The sequence below is a fragment of the Streptomyces sp. UNOC14_S4 genome (assembly GCF_020740835.1).
In the GTDB taxonomy this organism is placed as follows: Bacteria; Actinomycetota; Actinomycetes; order Streptomycetales; family Streptomycetaceae; genus Streptomyces.
This window is the reverse complement of sequence record NZ_JAINFC010000102.1, coordinates 1-18,308: the sequence shown is the minus strand read 5'-3', so window position 1 is coordinate 18,308 and position 18,308 is coordinate 1. Positions and strand designations below refer to the sequence as shown.

At 69.8% G+C, this 18,308-nt stretch carries 18 protein-coding genes and 1 tRNA gene; 7 read left to right on the top strand and 12 right to left on the bottom strand.

Annotated elements, in window-relative coordinates; all coding sequences use genetic code 11:
• Positions 1-1,527, bottom strand: a 1,527-nt coding sequence (locus tag K6I34_RS12280; protein ID WP_229325225.1) for an ABC transporter substrate-binding protein, incomplete at its 3' end; no start/stop codon positions are given.
• Positions 1,528-1,657: 130 nt separating this feature from the next.
• On the opposite strand from K6I34_RS12280, the gene K6I34_RS12275 reads away from it, so the two are divergent.
• Positions 1,658-2,704, top strand: a complete 1,047-nt coding sequence (locus K6I34_RS12275) for a TauD/TfdA family dioxygenase (RefSeq protein WP_229325223.1) — start codon at positions 1,658-1,660, stop codon at positions 2,702-2,704.
• Here the strand turns inward: K6I34_RS12275 and K6I34_RS12270 are convergent.
• The 7 genes from K6I34_RS12270 to K6I34_RS12240 all read right to left on the bottom strand — a co-directional run bounded on the left by K6I34_RS12270 (position 2,625) and on the right by K6I34_RS12240 (position 7,674).
• Positions 2,625-3,371, bottom strand: a complete 747-nt coding sequence (locus K6I34_RS12270; protein ID WP_229325221.1) for a 4'-phosphopantetheinyl transferase superfamily protein — start codon at positions 3,369-3,371, stop codon at positions 2,625-2,627. The genes K6I34_RS12275 and K6I34_RS12270 overlap by 80 nt on opposite strands.
• A complete protein-coding gene (locus K6I34_RS12265) occupies positions 3,368-4,225 on the bottom strand; it encodes a metallophosphoesterase (RefSeq protein ID WP_229325217.1) in 858 nt (285 codons plus the stop codon). Before K6I34_RS12265 ends, K6I34_RS12270 begins: the two co-directional genes overlap by 4 nt.
• Positions 4,226-4,512: 287 nt before the next feature.
• Positions 4,513-4,755, bottom strand: coding sequence for a chaplin (locus K6I34_RS12260; protein ID WP_229325216.1), 243 nt, complete (start codon positions 4,753-4,755; stop codon positions 4,513-4,515).
• Positions 4,756-4,948: 193 nt separating this feature from the next.
• Entirely contained in the window at positions 4,949-5,272 is a 324-nt protein-coding gene (locus K6I34_RS12255) for a DUF6191 domain-containing protein (protein WP_229325214.1), read from the bottom strand.
• A gap of 36 nt (positions 5,273-5,308) precedes the next feature.
• A complete protein-coding gene (locus K6I34_RS12250; protein WP_229325212.1) occupies positions 5,309-5,986 on the bottom strand; it encodes a ribonuclease H in 678 nt (225 codons plus the stop codon).
• Between the two features lie 64 nt (positions 5,987-6,050).
• Positions 6,051-6,974: a menaquinone biosynthesis protein gene (locus K6I34_RS12245; RefSeq protein WP_275127040.1), complete on the bottom strand. Its 924-nt coding sequence runs from the start codon at positions 6,972-6,974 to the stop codon at positions 6,051-6,053.
• 394 nt (positions 6,975-7,368) lie between these two features.
• Positions 7,369-7,674: a hypothetical protein gene (locus tag K6I34_RS12240; protein WP_229325209.1), complete on the bottom strand. Its 306-nt coding sequence runs from the start codon at positions 7,672-7,674 to the stop codon at positions 7,369-7,371.
• A 392-nt stretch (positions 7,675-8,066) separates the two neighbouring features.
• On the opposite strand from K6I34_RS12240, the gene K6I34_RS12235 reads away from it, so the two are divergent.
• The 4 genes from K6I34_RS12235 (at position 8,067) to K6I34_RS12225 (ending at position 11,151) form a co-directional block, all read left to right on the top strand.
• Positions 8,067-8,921 carry a helix-turn-helix transcriptional regulator gene (locus K6I34_RS12235; RefSeq protein ID WP_229325207.1) on the top strand — a complete coding sequence of 285 codons (855 nt, stop codon included), beginning with the start codon at positions 8,067-8,069 and terminating at the stop codon, positions 8,919-8,921.
• Entirely contained in the window at positions 8,918-9,127 is a 210-nt protein-coding gene (locus tag K6I34_RS38855; RefSeq protein WP_374230899.1) for a DUF397 domain-containing protein, read from the top strand. Before K6I34_RS12235 ends, K6I34_RS38855 begins: the two co-directional genes overlap by 4 nt.
• Before the next feature lie 247 nt (positions 9,128-9,374).
• On the top strand, positions 9,375-9,887 hold the full coding sequence (locus tag K6I34_RS12230; RefSeq protein ID WP_229325206.1) for a hypothetical protein: 513 nt from the start codon (positions 9,375-9,377) through the stop codon (positions 9,885-9,887).
• Positions 9,888-9,936: 49 nt separating this feature from the next.
• Positions 9,937-11,151, top strand: a complete 1,215-nt coding sequence (locus K6I34_RS12225; RefSeq protein ID WP_229325195.1) for a glycosyltransferase — start codon at positions 9,937-9,939, stop codon at positions 11,149-11,151.
• A 63-nt stretch (positions 11,152-11,214) separates the two neighbouring features.
• On the opposite strand, the gene K6I34_RS12220 is transcribed toward K6I34_RS12225, so the two are convergent.
• On the bottom strand, positions 11,215-11,745 hold the full coding sequence (locus K6I34_RS12220) for a sensor histidine kinase (protein ID WP_229325193.1): 531 nt from the start codon (positions 11,743-11,745) through the stop codon (positions 11,215-11,217).
• Positions 11,746-12,479: 734 nt separating this feature from the next.
• On the opposite strand from K6I34_RS12220, the gene K6I34_RS12215 reads away from it, so the two are divergent.
• Positions 12,480-13,136: a hypothetical protein gene (locus tag K6I34_RS12215; protein WP_229325184.1), complete on the top strand. Its 657-nt coding sequence runs from the start codon at positions 12,480-12,482 to the stop codon at positions 13,134-13,136.
• A gap of 43 nt (positions 13,137-13,179) precedes the next feature.
• A complete protein-coding gene (locus K6I34_RS12210) occupies positions 13,180-14,340 on the top strand; it encodes a ricin-type beta-trefoil lectin domain protein (RefSeq protein ID WP_229325183.1) in 1,161 nt (386 codons plus the stop codon).
• Between the two features lie 142 nt (positions 14,341-14,482).
• Here K6I34_RS12210 and K6I34_RS12205 read toward each other — a convergent pair.
• From K6I34_RS12205 to K6I34_RS12195, 3 genes are all read right to left on the bottom strand, one after another.
• Positions 14,483-14,556 (bottom strand) — tRNA-Thr (locus K6I34_RS12205).
• Between the two features lie 99 nt (positions 14,557-14,655).
• Positions 14,656-16,338: an alpha/beta hydrolase gene (locus tag K6I34_RS12200; RefSeq protein ID WP_229325182.1), complete on the bottom strand. Its 1,683-nt coding sequence runs from the start codon at positions 16,336-16,338 to the stop codon at positions 14,656-14,658.
• Between the two features lie 223 nt (positions 16,339-16,561).
• Positions 16,562-17,797: a DNA polymerase III subunit delta' gene (locus K6I34_RS12195; RefSeq protein ID WP_229325181.1), complete on the bottom strand. Its 1,236-nt coding sequence runs from the start codon at positions 17,795-17,797 to the stop codon at positions 16,562-16,564.
• Between the last annotated feature and the right edge of the window lie 511 nt (positions 17,798-18,308).

The following is an 18,308-nucleotide window of genomic DNA, read 5'->3' as shown; positions in this document are numbered from 1 at the left end:
CCTCTCCGCCCACCGGACACCCGCCAACTCGAACCCCTCACCCACCTGGTTGACCGGCAACCCGGCAAGCCCCTTGTCCGCCACCAAAAGATTCGGCATCAGATACAGCCAGTCCGCCGCCGCATCATCGGACAGCACCCGCGCCGCCTCCCGATAGCGCGCCGCCTCGTCCTCCGGCTTCCCCGCGTCACCCTCCTTCAACAATTTGCCGTACTCCGGGTTCCCGTAGTGGAAGTAGTAGCCGGGGTCGGCGAACGTCCACAGGTCGCGCGGCTCGACGTGGGCGATGACCGACAGGTCGTAGTCGCCCTTCGTGAAGACCTCGGAGAGCCAGCGCGCGGGGAACTCCAGCGGCTCGATCTCCACCTTCAGCCCGACCTGGTCGAGCTGGGACTTCACGACCTGCGCGGCGGAGACCGCGTACGGCATGTTGGGCGGCCGCAGCCGCAGCGTCCTCCCCGTCGCGCCCGCCTCCTGGAGCAGCCGCTTCGCCTTGGCCGGGTCGTACGGGTAGCGGCCGGCGAGGTCCTCGTACCAGGGGTCCGTGGGGCTCGCCATCGTGCCGATGAGCTTGCCGTGGCCGGAGCGGGTGGTGTCGACGAGGGCCTTGTGGTCGATGGCGTACCGGACGGCCTGGCGGACGCGTTTGTCGGTGAAGGGCTCGCGGGTGTTGTTCATGGCGAGGACGACCTTGCCGGTGGAGCTGCCCTCGATCGTCCGGAAGCGGGCGGTGTCGGAGAAGCGGGACAGCGTCTCGGGGGCCTGGACGGTGCCGAGGACGTCGACGGCGTTGGTGAGCATGGCGTTGTTCATCGCCCCGGCGTCCTTGAAGTACTTCAGGGTGACCTTGCTGAGCTGCGGTTCGGTGCCCCAGTAGCCGGGGTTGCGGTCGAGGACGATGCGCTCGCCACGGCGGCGCTCGGCGAGCGTGAACGGGCCGGTACCCACGGGGTGGTTGGCGAGGTCGGAGACGCCGGTGCGGCTGAACATGGCGCCCACGCGCTCGGTCATCGAGAACAGCCAGCCGTTGCTGGGGCGGCTCAGGGTGACCTTCAGGGTGTGGTCGTCGGTCTTCTCCGCCTTGTCGACCACGTCCATCTGGCGCGCGATCTTCAGCTTCCAGTCCTTCTTGACCCGGTCGATGGAGAAGACCGCGTCGTCGGCGGTGAAGTCGGCGCCGTTGCTGAACTTCACACCGTTCCTGAGGTGGAAGGTGTAGACGCGGCCGTCGTCGGAGCGCTCGTAGCGCTCGGCGAGCAGGGGCTGGATCCTGCCCTGCTGGTCGAGGCGGACCAGCCCCTCGTAGACGCTGCCGAGCACGGCCTGCGGGATGGCGGCGCCGTCCGTGGTGGTGAAGTCGAGGCTCGCGGGTTCGGCGATGAGGCCGACGGAAAGAGTGTCGGTCCCGCCGAACCTGCCGGACTTACCGGAAGAGGATGTGCCGCCTCCGGAGCCGCACGCGGCCAGGGTGCCCGCGAGCACGGCACAGCAGGCAGCGAGGACGGACTTGCGCTTCGAGCCGGTCACTGAGCCTCCGCCCGTAAAAGTGGGGAATCACCCCAACTCGATTGACCACACGACGCGTTCGATTCATGATCGATGGTCAGCACAGCTTAAGCGCACACCTTGTGGTTCAGCGAGCCCGAGTGGAGTCCGTATGCCCCTGTCCGTACCCGTGCCCTCCGCCGCCGACGCCGCCCCCGTCGCGATGCTCACCGAGCCGGTCACCGGCCCGAGCGCCTGGCTGGCACGCGACTTCACCGGTGAGGACGACTGGGTGGCCGTCCTCACGGCGGAGGAGGTACGCGAGCTGGACGAGGCCGTGGCGGCGCTGCGTGATCATGAACGGCCGCTGGCGGAGCTGACTTTGGCGGACTTCCCGCTACCCACGCTGGCGAAGTCACTGGAACAGGCCGTGCAGGACCTGGAGTTCGGCCGTGGCTTCACCGTGCTGCGGGGGCTGCCCGTCGAACGGTGGTCGCTGGAGGAGGCACGGCTGGCGTACTGGGGCATCGCGCTGCACCTGGGCACACCGGTCTCGCAGAACGCGTCCGGCGAGCTGATCGCCCACGTCAGGGACTACGGCGAGGGCGGCCTCGACCTGCCGACGACGCGCGCCTACCGCACCCGCAACGCGCTGCCCTTCCACACCGACAGCTCCGACATCGTGGGCCTGCTGTGCCTGCGCAGCGCGGGCCAGGGCGGCGGGGTCAGCACCCTGGCCAGCTCCATGACCGTCTACAACCACCTGCTGGCCCACCACCGGGAGCTGCTCGGCCTCTTCTACCGGGGCTTCGTCTACGACCGGCGTACGGAGGAGGGCTCGCAGGAGCTGCCGTACTACCGCAACGCGGTGTACGGCTGGTTCGACGGGCAGCTGAGCTGCCGCTTCTACATGACGCACTACATCGAGTCGGCGGTGGCGCACACGGGCATCCCGCTGAGCGATGTCGAGCGCTACGCCCTGCGGCTGTTCCAGGACATCGCGGCGAGGGACGAGCACCGGGTGGAGATGACCCTGCGGCCAGGCGACCTCCAGCTCCTCAACAACAATGTGCTCGTCCACGGCCGGTCCGCCTACGAGGACGAGCCGGGGCGCCGCCGCGATCTGCTGCGGCTGTGGCTCAATACGCGCTCGGCACGGCGGATTCCGGACCACTTCGCCCGCTTCCGCCACGGGATGCCGACGACGCGCCGAGCGTGATGGCGGTGACGACGAGCCCCTCACCGGCCAGCCAGCGGCCGGTGAAGCCGTCCAGCCGCTCGCCGTCGACGACGGGGCCCGGCACCAGCAGCCGGGCGGAGAAGGTGCCGGACAGACCGTCTGTGTCGGTGCCGGTGTCGAACTCCAGCTCCGCCTCGGAAAAGTCGAGCTCCTCGCCGGTGAGCGGGTACCACGTCTTGAAGACGCTCTCCTTGGCGCTGAACAGCATCCGGTCCCACGAGACGCCGGGCCTGCGGGCGGTCAGCCCGGCCAGCCGGGCCCGCTCGGCGGGCAGGGCTATCGTCTCCAGGACGCCGTCGGGCAGGGGCCCGTCCGGCTCGGCGTCGATGCCTATGGACACGGCGTCCGCCGCCCGGGCCACGACCACGGCGCGGTAACCGTCGCAGTGGGTCATGCTGCCGACGACACCGGCGGGCCAGCCGGGCGCGCCACGCCGGTTGGGCAGCAGGGCCACGGGCGGGTGCCCGAGCCGGCCGAGCGCCTTACGCGCGCACGCGCGTACCGTGGCGAACTCGCCCTGCCGCTTGGGCACGGCACGGGCCACATGGGCCGCTTCCTCGGGCAGGAGCAGGCCCGACACATCGGCCGGGAGGGGACCGAAGTCCTCCTCCGCGTGGAACCCCTCGGGCAGGATGCGCTCGATCACCGTGCTGTCCCTCGCTGTTCCTCGGCGGGCCGGGGCAGGATCTGCCGCAGCGGCTCACGCGGCGGCCGGGGCCTCCACTCGCGCGGATAGCCGACGGAGACCTCCTCGAAGCGGACTCCGTCGTACCAGGTGACGCGCGGGATGTGCAGGTGACCGTAGACCACGGCGGCGGCGCGGAAGCGCGTATGCCAGTCGGCGGTCAGCGTGGTGCCGCACCACTGGGCGAAGTCGGGATACCGGAGGACGTCGGTGGGCTGCCGCACCAGCGGGTAGTGGTTGACGAGGATGGTGCGCAGGGACGGGTCGACCTCCGCGAGCCTGCGCTCGGTGTACGCGACGCGGGCGCGGCACCAGTCGTCGCGGCCCGGATACGGGTCGGGGTGCAGGAAGTGCTCGTCCGCGCAGACGACGCCCGACTCGTAGGCGCGGCGCAGCGACTCCTCCTTGGAGTGCGCCCCGGGGACACGGAAGGAGTAGTCGTAGCCGACGAAGAGCGGAGCGATGGCCACCGGCCCGCCGTCGCCCTCCCAGACGGGGTAGGGGTCCTCGGGGGTGTCGATGCCGAGGCTCCGGCAGAGCTCCACGAGGCGCAGGTAGCGCTTCTCGCCGCGCAGGTCGACGGTGTCCTTGGGGTGGGTCCACAGCTCGTGGTTGCCCGGCGCCCAGATCACCCGGGCGAAGCGGTCGGCGAGCAGCCCGAGGGCCCACTCGACGTCGGTGAAAAGATCGCCCACGTCACCCGCGACGATCAGCCAGTCGTCCGCGGACGTGGGGCGCAGCCTCTCGACGAGCTCGCGGTTCTCCTTGTAGACCACGTGCAGGTCGCTGATCGCGAGCAGTTTCCCACCGGCCACCGTGCTGTCTCCCCCCTCGCGTCCTCCCTCCCGGCCTTCAAAAGCTAATCGATCAACCGTCCGGAAGAAAGGGTTCACTGTACTTTGCACCCCCTGTGGCGCACCCCTGTGCGCCCCTGCTGCACACCCTTAATGCGCCCCGGTGAGGCACTGCCGCGTATCCCCGCGACCGACGACCCGCACGGTCCTGCCCGTGCCGAGGTGTGGCGGGCGAACCCCGCCACACCGTAAGACGTACGTCCGGTCCCTCACATGCCATTGCGCACATGAGGGACCGGACACCGGACTCAGCGTTCGACGACGGGGCAGAAGCTGCCGTTCGCCGGGTTCGCCAGGGCGAGGATGATGTCGATGGTGTTCCCGCAGATGTTGGGCCTGAGTTTGATCGGGATCTGGATGACATCACCGGTGAGGATGCCCGGGTCGCGGACGGCGGCGCCGTGGGTGCCGTGATGCGCCAGGGCGGTACCCGCGCAGGCGAGGCCACCGGCCACGGCGAGTGCGGCGGCGACGGACACGCTTCGGATCATGCTTTCTCCCAGAGAGGGTGACGGGTCGTCGGACAGCGACGCGCATGATTACCGCACCGAACAGGGCCAAATCCTCCGCATTAGCCAGTCCATGGGCATGCCGATCGCACTAATCGGCCGTCTCGGCGACCCGGCACACCACCGCCCTGCGGAGCCGATGGGCTACCGGTCGGGACCGGATCGGTTCCGGCAGTCAGCGTGCGGCACCCGGCGGCCGGAGGCGTATGACCGCCCTGCCCGCCGTGAGGTCCACCGTCGACCTCGGCGGCGCCCCGTCCTCCTCGTCGTCCCGCATGACGAGAGCGCTCTGCCGCTCCTTGAGCTCGTGCCGCTTGCCCGGCGAGAAGCTCGCGTGCAGCTGCTCGAAGCCCGTGGCGGACACCTGGCCCTGCCGGACCCCGTTGCGCCAGGGGAGGACGCCCGCGCGGCCCGCGCGGAGAAGGAGCTGGTCGACGAAGGCCAGCACCGTCAGGACGACGACGAGCCCCGGCACAGTCATGAAGAAGACGACCTGCATACGCGCTCCCCCAGCTCCCTCACCGCGGTCGGACGATCAGGCGCGGCACTCCGGATGGCCCCAGCCCTGTTCCAGTTTGGTGATGTCGGCGCCCGCGGCGTAAGGGGTACCGCAGGGGCAGCGGCCCGGGAACTTGGCCTTGATCGTGCGGGTGGAACCGCCGGTGCTGCGGGAGGCAGCGGGCTTCTTGCGTACGGCCTTGGGAGCGGAGGTCGCGCGGGACGGGGCCGGGACCGGCATCGGGGAGCCCAGGGCCGTACCCGCCGCCGCCTGGGAGACGGCCACGTCGCTGGCCGCCTGGTCGGCGATCGCGTTGAGGTGGTCGCCGTCCTCGCGGTGCGCCGGTACGTAGCGGAACTCCACGTCGCGGTCGGCCAGCAGCCGGTCGATGGCCTCGACGATCTCCCGGTTCGCGACGGGCTTGCCGCCGGCCGTCTTCCAGCCGTTGCGCTTCCACCCGGGCAGCCACTGGGTGACGGCCTTCATGGCGTACTGGGAGTCCATACGGACCTGGAGAGGCTCGGCGGGCGGGACGGTCTCCAGGAGGGACTTCAGGGCGGTCAGCTCCGCCACGTTGTTGGTGGCCGTGCCCAGCGGGCCCGCCTCCCAGCGTTCGGGGCTCCCCGCCGCGTCGGCGACGACCCAGGCCCACGCGGCCCGGCCAGGGTTGCCCTTCGACGCTCCGTCGCAGGCGGCAATGATGCGGTCAGACATCCTTCGATGATGCCAGGGCCCCTGCGGGGCGAGCGAAATCAGGGCGGAGGGGTCCCCGGGGCCGTCAGGCGAGCAGCCGCACCCGGACGTCCGGCGGAAAGCCCTCGCCGGCACCGCCCACCCTCCGGGCGAATTCCGCCACCGCGGCCAACTGCCGCTCGCCCAGGCCGTAGTCGAGCGCCTCGGCGAAATAACGCTTGAGCGTCCGCGCGTCGAACTGCGCCGACCGGGCCGCCGCCTCCCCGCACACCGTGTCGATCTCGGCGAGCGCGAGATCGCGCGCGTCCAGCAGCGTGCGGTGAACCCGGTGTACGGTCTCCGGCTCCTCCGCCAGGAACGCGCGCCGCGCGGCGAACACGGCGAAGACGAAGGGAAGCCCGGTCCGCTCCCGCCAGAGCTCGCCCAGGTCGTACACGCGCAGCCCCTTGCGGGGCGCCTCCAGCAGGGACGCCCGGAGCGCCGGGTCACCTATGACGACCCCGGCGGACGCCCTGGACAGCAGGGAACCGAGATCCGGAGGGCTGACGAAATAGTCCGGCTCAACGCCGTACCGCTCGGAAAGAAGCAGCCGGGCGAGCCGCACCGACGTACGGCTGGTGTCGCACAGCGCGACGGGAGCGCCGTCCAACTCCTCCAGCGGCACTTCGCTCACGACGAGACAGGACATGACCGGCCCGTCACTGCCGATGCCGATACCCGGCAGCGCGACGAGTTCGTCGGCATTGCGGAGGAATTCGACGAGGCTGATCGGCCCCATGTCGAGCTCCCCGGCGGCGAGCGCGGCATTGAGCCGGTCCGGGGTGTCCCGCGTCAGTTCGAGCCCGGACATCCCGCCCGTCGCGGCCAGCCCCCAGGACAGCGGAAAGCAGTTCAGGAAGTCGATGTGCCCGACCCTGGGCCGCCGCCTCGCGGCGGCTGTGCCGCCGCCCTCGCCTTCCCGGCTCTCTCCGGTCTCTTCCGCGGGCGGGACCTCGGTGTGGGGTGGCAATGGAGGGATCTTTCCTTCGAACGCTGATCGAAGGCCACTCTAGCCACCGGCCGACAGGCGCCACCGGGCGACGGGGGCATACGGCAGCCCCCGGTGTCCCGTACCGCTCCCCCGAGCTTCGAGTCGTCGCTCTCCGCTCGTTTCCCGGTACGTACCTTTCCGGGGGCCTAGCCAGTTTGCCGAGATGGGGGTCACTCGGGTCGATGAACGTCTTCACCGAAAGGTGCGGCTCTCACCGGTTGTCTGGTGTATTGGCCAGTTTCCTCCGTATTTGCCCGGAGTCAAGGGGCCGCCCGAAACACCTGCGGAACCCCAGGTCAGAGGAGCGGGCGGCCCGCCCGGGAGCGCCCCGGACAGACCGCTCCAATCACCACAGAGAACCGATCGACCACTGTCAGCAGCGACGAGGACGCGCCCCGGGATGCGGCAGCGACGACGGGCGAGCGTGTTTACGGCGCCGTCGGCGGGCGTGGGCGGCGAGACGTCTCCCGTGCTCGCGGCTGTCGAGCACGACCACCGTGATCGGCCGGTCATGACAGCGACAGCGGAACCGGTACCCGGGCAGGCCGACCGGGGGTGGAGTGAAGGCGCGACGCGGGTCCGGCAGGAGCCACCACATCAGGGCGGCCACGGCGAGCAGCGACGAGAGGGTCAGGACGAGGACGCCGGTCACGACGTCGCCGGACTCAGCGACGGACATGGGCCGACCTCCGGGTGACCGCGAAGTGGAGCCGCGACAGGAGGCTTTCAGGTCCGCGACCTGAACGGCTCACGTACACGTACTGCGGCGTGACCACGCCTTCACCGCCTTCCCGTAGGGCAGTTCGAGGGCGCGGGGGCTGAGGTGTATGGCGGTACGCACGGGTCGTCTCCCAACAGTCGTTGCCGGTCGCCGCATCGCACACACGTCCGTGGCCTGGCCACCCTCCGGAGCGCCTCAACAGGCATGCAGATGGCTGCACTTCGGGTCTTCCCGGCGTGCGGCGGCGGTACGGTCAGGACCATAGGGCATGCCGTAGCTACTCAGCTACCCACTCGGGTCAAGACGGCCATCTGTAGACCGCGTCACGGCTACGGGGCAGACTGAGGCCCATGCCACCGAGAACAGCCCCGACCCTGCGCCAGCGCCGACTTGGCACCGAGCTGCGCCGGATGCGGGAAGCCGCCGGGCTCAACGCCCGCGAGGCCGCACAGACCCTGGGCATCGATCACACGAAGATCAGCCACATGGAAACGGCCCGATTCGGCGTCAGCCCGGATCGCATCCGCGTGCTCGCCGGCTGCTACGGCTGCACGGACACGGAATACATCGATGCTCTGATCAAGCTGGCGACCGACCGGAAGAAAGGGTGGTGGGAGGACTACCGCGGGGTTCTTCCGGCAGGCTTCCTGGATCTGACCGAGCTGGAGAACAAAGCCAAATACCTCTACAGCTACCAGATCGGCCACATCCCGGGACTGACACAGACCGAGGAATACGCCAGGGCTATTTTCGACTTCGGCGCTCCGCACCGACTGCCCAAACGGGAAAGCGAAGCGAGAATCGCCCACCGCATAAGGCGTGCCCACATCCTCACCCGTGAGGATGCGCCCCAGGTCACGGCACTGATCCACGAAGCGGCACTCCGCATGCGGTTCGGCGGAGCCGACGTCACCCGCAGGCAGCTCGTGCACCTGCTGAACATCTCGGAACTCCCCAATTGCACCTTCCGGGTGTTCACCTTCGAGGCCGAGGGGTTCGCAGGCTCCGGCCAGTCGATCCTCTACGCATCTGGGTCCGTACCCAAGCTCGACACGGTCCACCTCGATTCCTCCCACGGCCCTGTATTCCTGGACACGGAGGCGCAGCTCACGGCGTACCGCCAACTCCTGCAGACGATGGAAAAGCGTACGCTGAGTGCGAGCAAGTCACGCGATTTCATCAGGAAGGTTGCACAAGAGCTGTGAAAGGGCGAGAAGTGCCGCGTTCCGATTGGCAGAAGTCTTCCTTCTGCGCAGAGGGCGGAAACAACTGCGTAGAAATACGAGCCGAGAGCGGAATGCTCCTCCTGTGCGAGAGCGAAGCACCAGGCCTTGTCGTCAGCATGACGCACGATCAGCTCGCGGTGCTCATACAGGGAGTCAAGTCAGGGGCCTACGACCACCGGATCTGATGAACCGGACCCAGCGGCCCCCGCCAGGCAAGGCAGGGACTGCCGACGCATATGCCAATCGAGCTCCACAACAACCTAGCTACAGCAATACTGTTGCTACCCCTTGCCGAACGGCGCTAGCTTCTGGCTACGCCGCCGCGCCGGACGGACACGGCCCCGGCAGGCGGCCAACTTCCGCCTGCCGAAGGGCGATCAGGGCGGGGGCTCAACCACTCACTCTCCCCACCGCGCAAGGGAAGTGCAGAGCATGCAGCAACAGACACCGGAACGCCGTAAGGCAATCGGCCGCCGAATCTTCGGACACGCCTTCGTCACCAATAAAGCAGGGCACCCTCTCATGGTGATCGGGCCGGACGGCCGCCTGGCCCTCCCCGGAGGGGAGACGGTCGGGGACGAGCCCGCCGTACGCCCGGCGGCCTACCATCTGCGCCGCCTGGGGCTGGACATCACACCGGGCCCGCTCCTCCTGGTCGACCACACGGAAGCACACCCGTTGGGCGCACCGGCGGGGGCGATCACGTTCGTATTCCACTGCGGCACGCTGACCGCGTCCCAGACGCAGTCGGTCGCCGTACCGGCCCGCGACCCGGGCCTCCAGGGGATCGCGTTCGTCAACCCGAACCACTGGTACGGGGACATGACCCGCACCCAGCAGCGCCGCTTCACCGCGGCACTGGACACCCTCACCGCTGACAGGGACGCGGGCTGCCCGTACCTGTGGAACGGCCTCAGAGCCACCCACGCCCCCGTCCCGGCCTGATGCGGCCAATGCCGGTGGCCGGGCGGCGTTGGCCGAGGAGAATCGCTCCATGCGCATTCTGATCATCACCGCCGGTTCACGGGGAGACGTCGCGCCCTTCACCGGCCTGGGACGACGCCTGCAGGACGCGGGCCACCAGGTCACCGTGGCCGCCCACCCGTCCTTCGCCACACTCCTCGGCGGATGCGGTCTCGACCACCGGCCTGTGCCGGGAGACCCGCAGGAGCTGATCCGGAACTGGTCCCGGGCAGCGTCACGGGAGGAAGTCCGGGCTCTGACGCGGGCGTACGCGGACGGGCTCGCCGACGGGGTGGCGGAGGCCGTGGCGGGCGGAGCCGACCTGCTGCTCACCGCCTTCGGCCCGGCACCGCTCAGCCGGACGGCCGGCGAAGCGTTCGGCATCCCCGTCATCGGCACCTACCTCGCACCGTCGTTCGCCACCAGAGAGTTCCCCCTGCCCAACGCACGGAGCACCGACACCCCGGGGCCGGAGGGCAACCTCGCCGCAGGCCGGGACGTACTGAGCCGCGCGAAAGGGGTTTTCGCCGGCTCCGTGACCCGGCTGCGCACCCGACTCGGACTGCCCGCCGACACGCCCTCGGCAGCGGCGGACATCCGGCCGGTCTTCCACGGCTTCAGCCCGCTGGTGGTGCCACGCCCCCAGGACTGGCCGCCCGGGGCCGAAGTGACGGGCTACTGGTGGCCCGCACGCCCGGACAACTGGCAGCCCCCGGCCGACCTGGCCGACTTCCTCCAGGCCGGCCCGCCCCCGGTGTTCATCGGCTTCGGCAGCATGGCACCAGGACAGGGAGAACGGCTCAGTGAACTGGTGACCACGGCGGTGAAGCGGGCAGGCGTGCGCGCGGTGGTGCAGGCAGGATGGGCCGGTCTGAACAGCTGCGGCGACGACATCCTGGCCATTGGCGACGTTCCGCACGACTGGCTCTTCCCCCGCACCGCCGCCGTCGTCCACCACGCCGGGGCGGGCACCACCGCGGCTGGACTGCGGGCCGGAGTACCCGCCCTGCCCGTACCCGTCATGGCCGACCAGCCCTTCTGGGCATCCCGGCTGCACGGGCTGGGAGTCGCCCCCCGCCCCCTGCCGTTCCAGGACCTCACCGCCGAAGCCCTCGGCGACGCGATCACGGCCTGCCTGTCCGAACCGTCCCACCGCCACCGCGCGGCCGAACTCGCCCACGGCATCGCCACAGAGGACGGCGCCGCTCCACTGCTCGCCTACATCGGCTCACAGGACGCCGGATGAACCCGGGTCACAGGCGGTGTGACCCGGGCTTCGCCTGAGCCACCTTTTCGAGGACCGGGTCCGCTAGCGTTCGTTCGGCGCGATCCTGTGCCACGCGGCCTTCCGGCAGCAGCGCAGCGGGAAGACGGCCCGGATCGTCGTGCCGCCGGTCTCGGCGCTGGTGGCGCGGAAGGTGCCGCCGTACGCCTCGTACCGCCAGCGCATGCCCTGCATCCCGTACCCCTCCCTGACCCGCCGCACGCCCTGCGGGAGGCCGCACCCGTCGTCCGTGACCGTGACGCCGATACGGTCGTTGCGGCAGGTCAGGACGACGGTGACATGCCGGGCGCCGGCATGTTTCACCACGTTGGTGAGCGATCCCTGCACGACGCGGCAGACAGCCAGGTCGACCCCGCCCTCCGCCGTGGACGCGTGGCGTCGGTCGTCCTGGATGCGTACGTCCACTGTCAGGCCGTTCTCGGCAGCGACGCGCTCGGCGAGGGACCTGATCATCTCGTCCAGGCCCAGGCCCTGGAGCGCCACAGGGCACACGGTGGCGATGATGCCGCGCAGGGCGTCGGCATGTTCGTCGAGGGCGTGTGAGGCCTCCTCCATCGCCGCGCGCAGCTGCGGGAAATCGGTTATCCGCCGGGAACGGACGCGCGCTCCGGACGATGGAAGGAATTGCCGAATTCCTCGGACGTTCAAGGATCAACTTGATGCGGTCAACCCGCAGAAATCTTGCGGGTTGATGCGGATGTCCCGCACCGAACGGCCCGAGAAGATCGGGTCGTCCACAAGAACGCACCGGACGACGCGCCGCGGCTGCCTCATCGGCACCGACGGCGCACGACGCCCGGTGATCACCCAGAAAGAAGGTGCTCAAGGATGGCCTCCTCCCTCCTCCAGATCGCCCAGACCCTGGCCGTCGATGTTGTCAAGTGGTTCCTGAGCTAGGAACTCGAATACTCCGGATCCGCCCCCACTGAACAGGAAAGGAGGTGCCGGAAAATGTCGCAGTTCATCGACATCGCGGTGAGCCTGTTCACCGAAGCGCTGAAGTGGTTCCAGATCTGAGCCCCGCCCCGACCCGGAGCTTGATCGACTACCGGAGGACGCGCCACACCCCCCGCTCGGGCTCTCCTCCGGTTTCGGGCATCGAGCCGATTCAACTCGGCCCCTCCCCCTCGGTACATCACCAGATTCGTTCGGGCGCACACTCCGGATTCCGGTGGCAATCGGGCCTGTCGGCCAACCGCAGTGGCCGACAGGCCTGAATGCGATCCCGAGGAACGATTCATCCTGTCAATGGAATTGAGAGGCACGGGATCACGTTGAGCAATCGCATCATGAGGTACGGCAGCAGGCTGGCGGCCCTTTCCACAGTGGCCCTGGGGATGGTGGCGGCAATGGCCCTCCCCGCGTCCGCGACCGGAGGCCCCTCCCAGCAGCAGATCGTGGCCGACTGCGCGTCCGGCGAGGGCAAGTGCACCTTCAACAACCCGGTGATCGGCCAGGCATTCCTCGGCGACTTCCGCAAGGTGTCCAACACTCTCTACAACTGCAGTAGTTCGCCCTCCACGCAGTCGTTGGACTGGTCCGATTCGGTGGGATCGTCGGACACGGTGGGCGTCTCGGTCACGGCCGGCGGCAAGATAGCCGGCATTGTCGATGTCAGCGTCACCGCGTCCTACGGCCATACCTGGTCGGCCACGCACACCGAGGGCAGCTCCATGAGCATGACGGTGCAGCCGGGCGAGGTGGGCTGGATCTCCCGCGCCCAGGTGATGCAGACCGTCTCGGGTACATGGCAGACCCACTACGACAGCCCCAAATGGGGGCACTACTACTGGTACGCCGACGACACCATCACCAGCCCGGCCCCCAACGGCACGGACGGCAAGTCCAATGCGGTCATCGTCAAGACCCGCAAGATGACGCCGTCCGAGCTGGCGTCCTGCTCGTCAGGCACCCGCGCGGGACGGGCATTCGTCGCCCAGCGCTGATACGCCGAATACGCGGCGCCGAAAGGAACGAGGAACCCCCCACATGTTGTTCGGAAAGACCCGTGCAGCCGTCGCCGGAATGTCGATCGCGGTGACGGCGGCGGCCACGGTCATGGTCGGCGGGGGTACGGCAGCCGCGTCCGACACCCCGGGTTCGTACACCGACTACAGCTTCCCTCAAGGCACTTCCGGCCTGTCGTCGGTGACGTTCCGCACGACGGTCACGAAGGATCCCGGGCAGTCGGCCAATGTCTTCTGGAGCCACCAGTTCAACTTCACCAAGGGCGGCGCGTACACCGGAATGCAGGCCAACGGCCCTGGTGAAAAGCGGACGTTCCTCTTCTCCGTATGGGACGCGACAGAAGCAAAACCCGGCACCGTCGGCAGCTACTGCGTCGACTTCGGCGGCGAAGGCGAAGGGAAGAGCTGCCGCATCAAGTACGACTGGAAGCAGGGGCACACCTACCGCTACCGGGTGGCCCATGAGGGAAACCGCTGGTTCGGCGTCACGGTGACCGATGAAACCAGCGGGGATTCCTTCAAGCTCGGCAGCATACGGGCCGCGACCGGCCGGATATCCCCGGACGGCATGGTCGACTGGACCGAATACTTCGAGTGGAACGACGATCGCGCCTCCTGCAACGACCAGCCGTACTCCCAGGCGCGGTTCGGGCTTCCGCAGGGCGACGACGGCCGGGTCACCGCCAAGGTCGCCTCGACCAGCGCCAGCTCCTCGTGCCGGAACATGAGCCGCATCGACGTCACCAAGGACGGCAGCGTACAGAGCAACGCCATCGGGAACTCGCTGCGTGGCCCGATCACGGGGCTCGGAGGAAAGGCCGTCGACGCGGACGGCGGCGCCGCCAGCGGCACCTCCGCAATCCTCTACCGGCCCACCGGCGGCGCCAACCAGTCCTGGGTGCTCGGCAAGGACGGCGCCGTGCACCTCATGAAGAGCAGGCTGTGCCTGGACGTGAAATCGGGCGCCACCGGCAACGGCACCCGAGTCCAGCTGTACGCCTGCAATGGCGGAAACAACCAGCAATGGCGGTACGAGAACGACGGCAGCCTGCGCAACCCCGCGTCCGGCCGCTGCCTCGACGTACCCGGCTCCTCGGCGAAGGACGGCACACCACTTCAGATCCGGGACTGCAACGGCGGCAGCAACCAGCGATGGAAGGTCCCGGCGACCCCCACGCCGTAGCGCCGCACCGTAGCCCGGGCCGTCCCGGAGCACCGTCGGTCCCGGTCGGCCAAGGCGGACCCGAGCGGGCCGGCGGCACCGTCGCAGCCGCTGAATACAGAAAGAGCAGCCAGGAATGTTCCTGGCTGCTCTTTCTTCGCTGAGCCGCCTTCGGGATTCGAACCCGAGACCTACGCATTACGAGTGCGTTGCTCTGGCCAACTGAGCTAAGGCGGCAAGCTGCGCGTTACCGGTGTGGTGTCGTGCAGCGCGCCCAAGTCTACACAGTTTCCGAGGGTGCTCCGTACACAGTGGAAGCCGCAGCTCAGGAGGGGGTCAGGAGCACTTCTGCGAGGCGGGGGGCGGGGTACTGCCGAGCAGGTAGGTGTTGACCGCCTTGTCGACGCAGGCACTGCCCCGCGTGTAGGCCGTGTGCCCGTCGCCGTCGTAGGTCAGCAGGCGGCCCGAGGAGAGCTGCGAGGCGAGGGAGCGGGCCCACTGGTAGGGCGTCGCGGGGTCGCGGGTGGTGCCGACGACGAGGATCGGGGCGGCGCCCCGCGCGGTGATCCGGTGGGGGTGCCCGATGGCCGGAACGGACCAATAAGCGCAGGTCAGAGCGGACCAGGCGAGGGTCGGGCCGAAGATCGGGGACGCCTTCGTGAACTCCGGGAGCGCCTCCCGGACGTCGTCGGGACCACGGAAGGCCGGAGGGAGGTCGAGGCAGTTCACGGCCGCGTTGGCGTACATGAGATTGGAGTACGCGCCATGGACGTCCCGCTCGTAGTAGGCGTCCGAGAGCGCGAGCAGCACCGTGCCGTCACCGCGCCGCGCGTCACCGATCCCCTTGCGGAGGAGGCCCCAGGCGGCCTCGTCGTACATGGCGGAGATCACACCCATGGTCGCGAGACTCTCGGTCAGCCTGCGTGTCCTGGCCGCGGGGACGGGACGCGCGCGGAGCTGCTTGAACAGCGCGCCGAGGTGCTCCCCCGCCGCCGTGGGGGACGCGGCGGGAGCGAGGGGGCAGTCCTTGTGCTTCAGGCAGTCCTGGGCGAAGGAGGTGAAGGCCGTCTGGAAACCCGCGGTCTGGTCACGGTTGATCCGGGCCGAGTCGAGGGAGGGGTCGAGCGCCCCGTCGAGCACCAGCTTCCCGACGCGTGTCGGGAAGAGCCCGGCGTAGGTGGCACCGAGGAAGGTGCCGTACGAGGCGCCGACGTACGACAGCTTCTCGTCGCCCAGGGCGGCGCGCAGGACGTCCATGTCGCGCGCCGCGTCGACGGTCGAGACATGGCGCAGGAGCCGACCGGAGTGGTTGGCGCAGCCGTCGGCGAACTTCCGATACGCGTCGACCAGCTCGTCGACCTCGGCATCCGTCTCGGGCGCCTGGCCGACCTGGGTGTAGGCGTCCATCTCGGCGTTGGTGAGGCAGGTGACGGGCTCGCTGCCCGCCACGCCACGCGGGTCCATGGCGACCATGTCGTAGCGCGCGCGGACCGCCGCGGGGTAGCCGGCGGCCGCGTACTGCTGGAGATAGGTGATGGCCGAACCACCCGGGCCGCCGGGGTTCAGCATCAGGGAACCGAGGCGGTGCCCGGAGCCGGTCGCCTTCTTGCGGGAGACGGCAAGCTTGATGTCGTCGCCCTGCCCCGGACGGTCGTAGTCCAGCGGCGCGGTCATGGTGGCGCACTCGAAACCGGAAGTGCGGCAGGCGTGCCAGCTCAGCTTCTGCTCGTAGTAGCGCCGGAGGGCCACGCCCCGCGCGCCGGGCAGGGGCAGCGGGGCGAGGGGGCTCGCGACGCGCGAGAGGCCCAGATGGGACCGGACACGGTCCGCCGTGCCCGCCGTGGACGCGTCGTACGACGACCGGTCCCCGGTCCCGTGGGCGGTGCCGTCACCCCTGCCCTGCGGTCTCGACGTCGCGGACGCGCTCGGCGCCGTACCCTCCAGCGCGGCGCTGGAGATCAGCATCGCCGCGGTCGCGAAGACGGCGCCGGAGGTGCGGAGCAGACGGCTGGTGTCCATCGACTGGTCCCTTGTGTTCCCCCGAAAGGGGTGGGCGGGCATGGAGGCTACGCGCAGCGGGCATCACTGATGGTTACGGCACATCACAGTGCCCGCACGGAGCGTATCCACATGGCCGTGCGACTTGCCCAGTCGCGGGGCCCACTTGGCCTCGTATGAGTGAGTTTCAGGGACGAACGCGTAACCATTCGGCGCCCCGTCCGTGGCGCGCGGCGGACCCGACTCAGCCCGCCCGCAGAGCCACGGCCATCGCCTCGACGGCAAGCAACGGCGCCACATTCCGGTCAAGCGCCTGCCGACACCCCAGAACGGCCTCGATACGACGCAAGGTCCGCTCCGGCCGCGACGCGGAGGCGACGCGCCGGACGGCATCCTCCACATCGACGTTGGCGATCTCCACCCGCGAGCCGAGCTGGAGCGCCAGGACGTCCCGGTAGAAACCGGTGAGGTCGACGAGCGCGAGGTCGAGGCTGTCGCGCTGCGTACGCGTACTGCGGCGCTTCTGCCGGTCCTGGAGCTCCTTCATGGCACCGGCCGTACCGCGCGGCAGCCTGCTGCCGGCGCCCGCGCCCGCGCCGAGCGCGGCGCGCAACTCCTCGGTCTCCTTCGCGTCGATCTCCTCGGAGACCTGCTTGGCATCCTCGGCGGCCGCGTCGATCAGCTCCTGCGCCGCCTTGAGGCAGCCGCCCACATCGTCGACACGGAGCGGCAGCTTGAGAACGGCGGCGCGACGGGCACGGGCACGCTCGTCGGTGGCGAGGCGGCGGGCCCTGTCGATGTGTCCCTGCGTGGCGCGGGCCGACCGGGCGGCGAGCTCGGGCTCGATGCCGTCACGGCGTACGAGGACGTCCGCCACGGCGGCGACGGGCGGGGTGCGCAGCGTGAGCGAACGGCAGCGCGACCGGATCGTCGGCAGCACGTCCTCCAGGGAAGGCGCGCAGAGCAGCCACACCGTACGCGGCGCGGGCTCCTCGACGGCCTTGAGCAGAACGTTGCCCGCGCCCTCCGTCAGACGGTCCGCGTCCTCCAGGACGATCACCTGCCAGCGGCCTCCGGCCGGTGACAGCTGAGCCCGCCGCACGAGGTCACGGGTCTCCTTGACACCGATGGAGAGCTGGTCGGTACGGACGATCTCCACGTCGGCGTGGGTGCCGACGAGCGTGGTGTGGCACCCCTCGCAGAACCCGCAGCCCGGCCCGTTCAGGGAACGGTCCTGACTGACGCACTGAAGCGCGGCGGCGAACGCGCGGGCCGCGGTGGCGCGCCCCGAACCGGGGGGACCGGTGAACAGCCACGCGTGCGTCATGGCCCCACCGCCGCCGCTGGGGGAACCGCCCCCGGCACCGGTCTCCGCCCGTGCCGCTTCCGCGGCCGTCACCAGGGCATCGGCGTCACGGGCCGCAGCGGAGAGCTGCTCCGCCACCCGGTCCTGCCCGACCAGGTCGTCCCACACCGCCATTGCCTGTCCCTCCGCGTCGTCCCGTACGGGCTTCCATTGTGGGGGACACCACCGACAACGATTCCCCGCACGGGAAATCGTTGTCCCGGGCAGACGCGTCCCTGGGTCCCTGGGGCCGCGGCCCGGCCCTGCGCCCACCGGGGTGTCACTTGCGCTGCGCGCGCGGCTGCCAGCCCGGTGGGGGCTTGTCGCGCAGTTCCCCGCGCCCCTGAAAAGCCGCCTACGAGCTCGGCCCACTGCGCCCGTCCGGCGACTACAGACCATCGCTGGTTGCTCGCGCAGTTCCCCGCGCCCCTGACGGGGCGCGGCGGCCCGCCCGGCGCCGTAGTGCGCCCCCAGCGGGGCGAGGCACAGCGGCGGGGACAACCATCCCCTGCGGAGAGCCAACAGCGGAGGCCGCGGCCCCCTACCGGCAGCCGACAACCGGTGGAGGGGGCGGGGCCGGAGGGCGGGGTTCTGAAACGACGGTGCATGAATCACGGCACCCATCCCGCATCACCCGCACGCACCG

Excerpts from the sequence above, each read along its gene's own strand:
- K6I34_RS12275 (WP_229325223.1), top strand. The coding sequence starts at position 1,658 with ATGCCCCTGTCCGTACCCGTGCCCTCCGCCGCCGACGCCGCCCCCGTC.
- K6I34_RS12260 (WP_229325216.1), bottom strand. The coding sequence starts at position 4,755 with ATGATCCGAAGCGTGTCCGTCGCCGCCGCACTCGCCGTGGCCGGTGGC.
- K6I34_RS12255 (WP_229325214.1), bottom strand. The coding sequence starts at position 5,272 with ATGCAGGTCGTCTTCTTCATGACTGTGCCGGGGCTCGTCGTCGTCCTG.
- K6I34_RS12250 (WP_229325212.1), bottom strand. The coding sequence starts at position 5,986 with ATGTCTGACCGCATCATTGCCGCCTGCGACGGAGCGTCGAAGGGCAAC.
- K6I34_RS12240 (WP_229325209.1), bottom strand. The coding sequence starts at position 7,674 with ATGTCCGTCGCTGAGTCCGGCGACGTCGTGACCGGCGTCCTCGTCCTG.
- K6I34_RS12235 (WP_229325207.1), top strand. The coding sequence starts at position 8,067 with ATGCCACCGAGAACAGCCCCGACCCTGCGCCAGCGCCGACTTGGCACC.
- K6I34_RS12230 (WP_229325206.1), top strand. The coding sequence starts at position 9,375 with ATGCAGCAACAGACACCGGAACGCCGTAAGGCAATCGGCCGCCGAATC.
- K6I34_RS12225 (WP_229325195.1), top strand. The coding sequence starts at position 9,937 with ATGCGCATTCTGATCATCACCGCCGGTTCACGGGGAGACGTCGCGCCC.
- K6I34_RS12220 (WP_229325193.1), bottom strand. The coding sequence starts at position 11,745 with ATGGAGGAGGCCTCACACGCCCTCGACGAACATGCCGACGCCCTGCGC.
- K6I34_RS12215 (WP_229325184.1), top strand. The coding sequence starts at position 12,480 with ATGAGGTACGGCAGCAGGCTGGCGGCCCTTTCCACAGTGGCCCTGGGG.
- K6I34_RS12210 (WP_229325183.1), top strand. The coding sequence starts at position 13,180 with ATGTTGTTCGGAAAGACCCGTGCAGCCGTCGCCGGAATGTCGATCGCG.
- K6I34_RS12200 (WP_229325182.1), bottom strand. The coding sequence starts at position 16,338 with ATGGACACCAGCCGTCTGCTCCGCACCTCCGGCGCCGTCTTCGCGACC.
- K6I34_RS12195 (WP_229325181.1), bottom strand. The coding sequence starts at position 17,797 with ATGGCGGTGTGGGACGACCTGGTCGGGCAGGACCGGGTGGCGGAGCAG.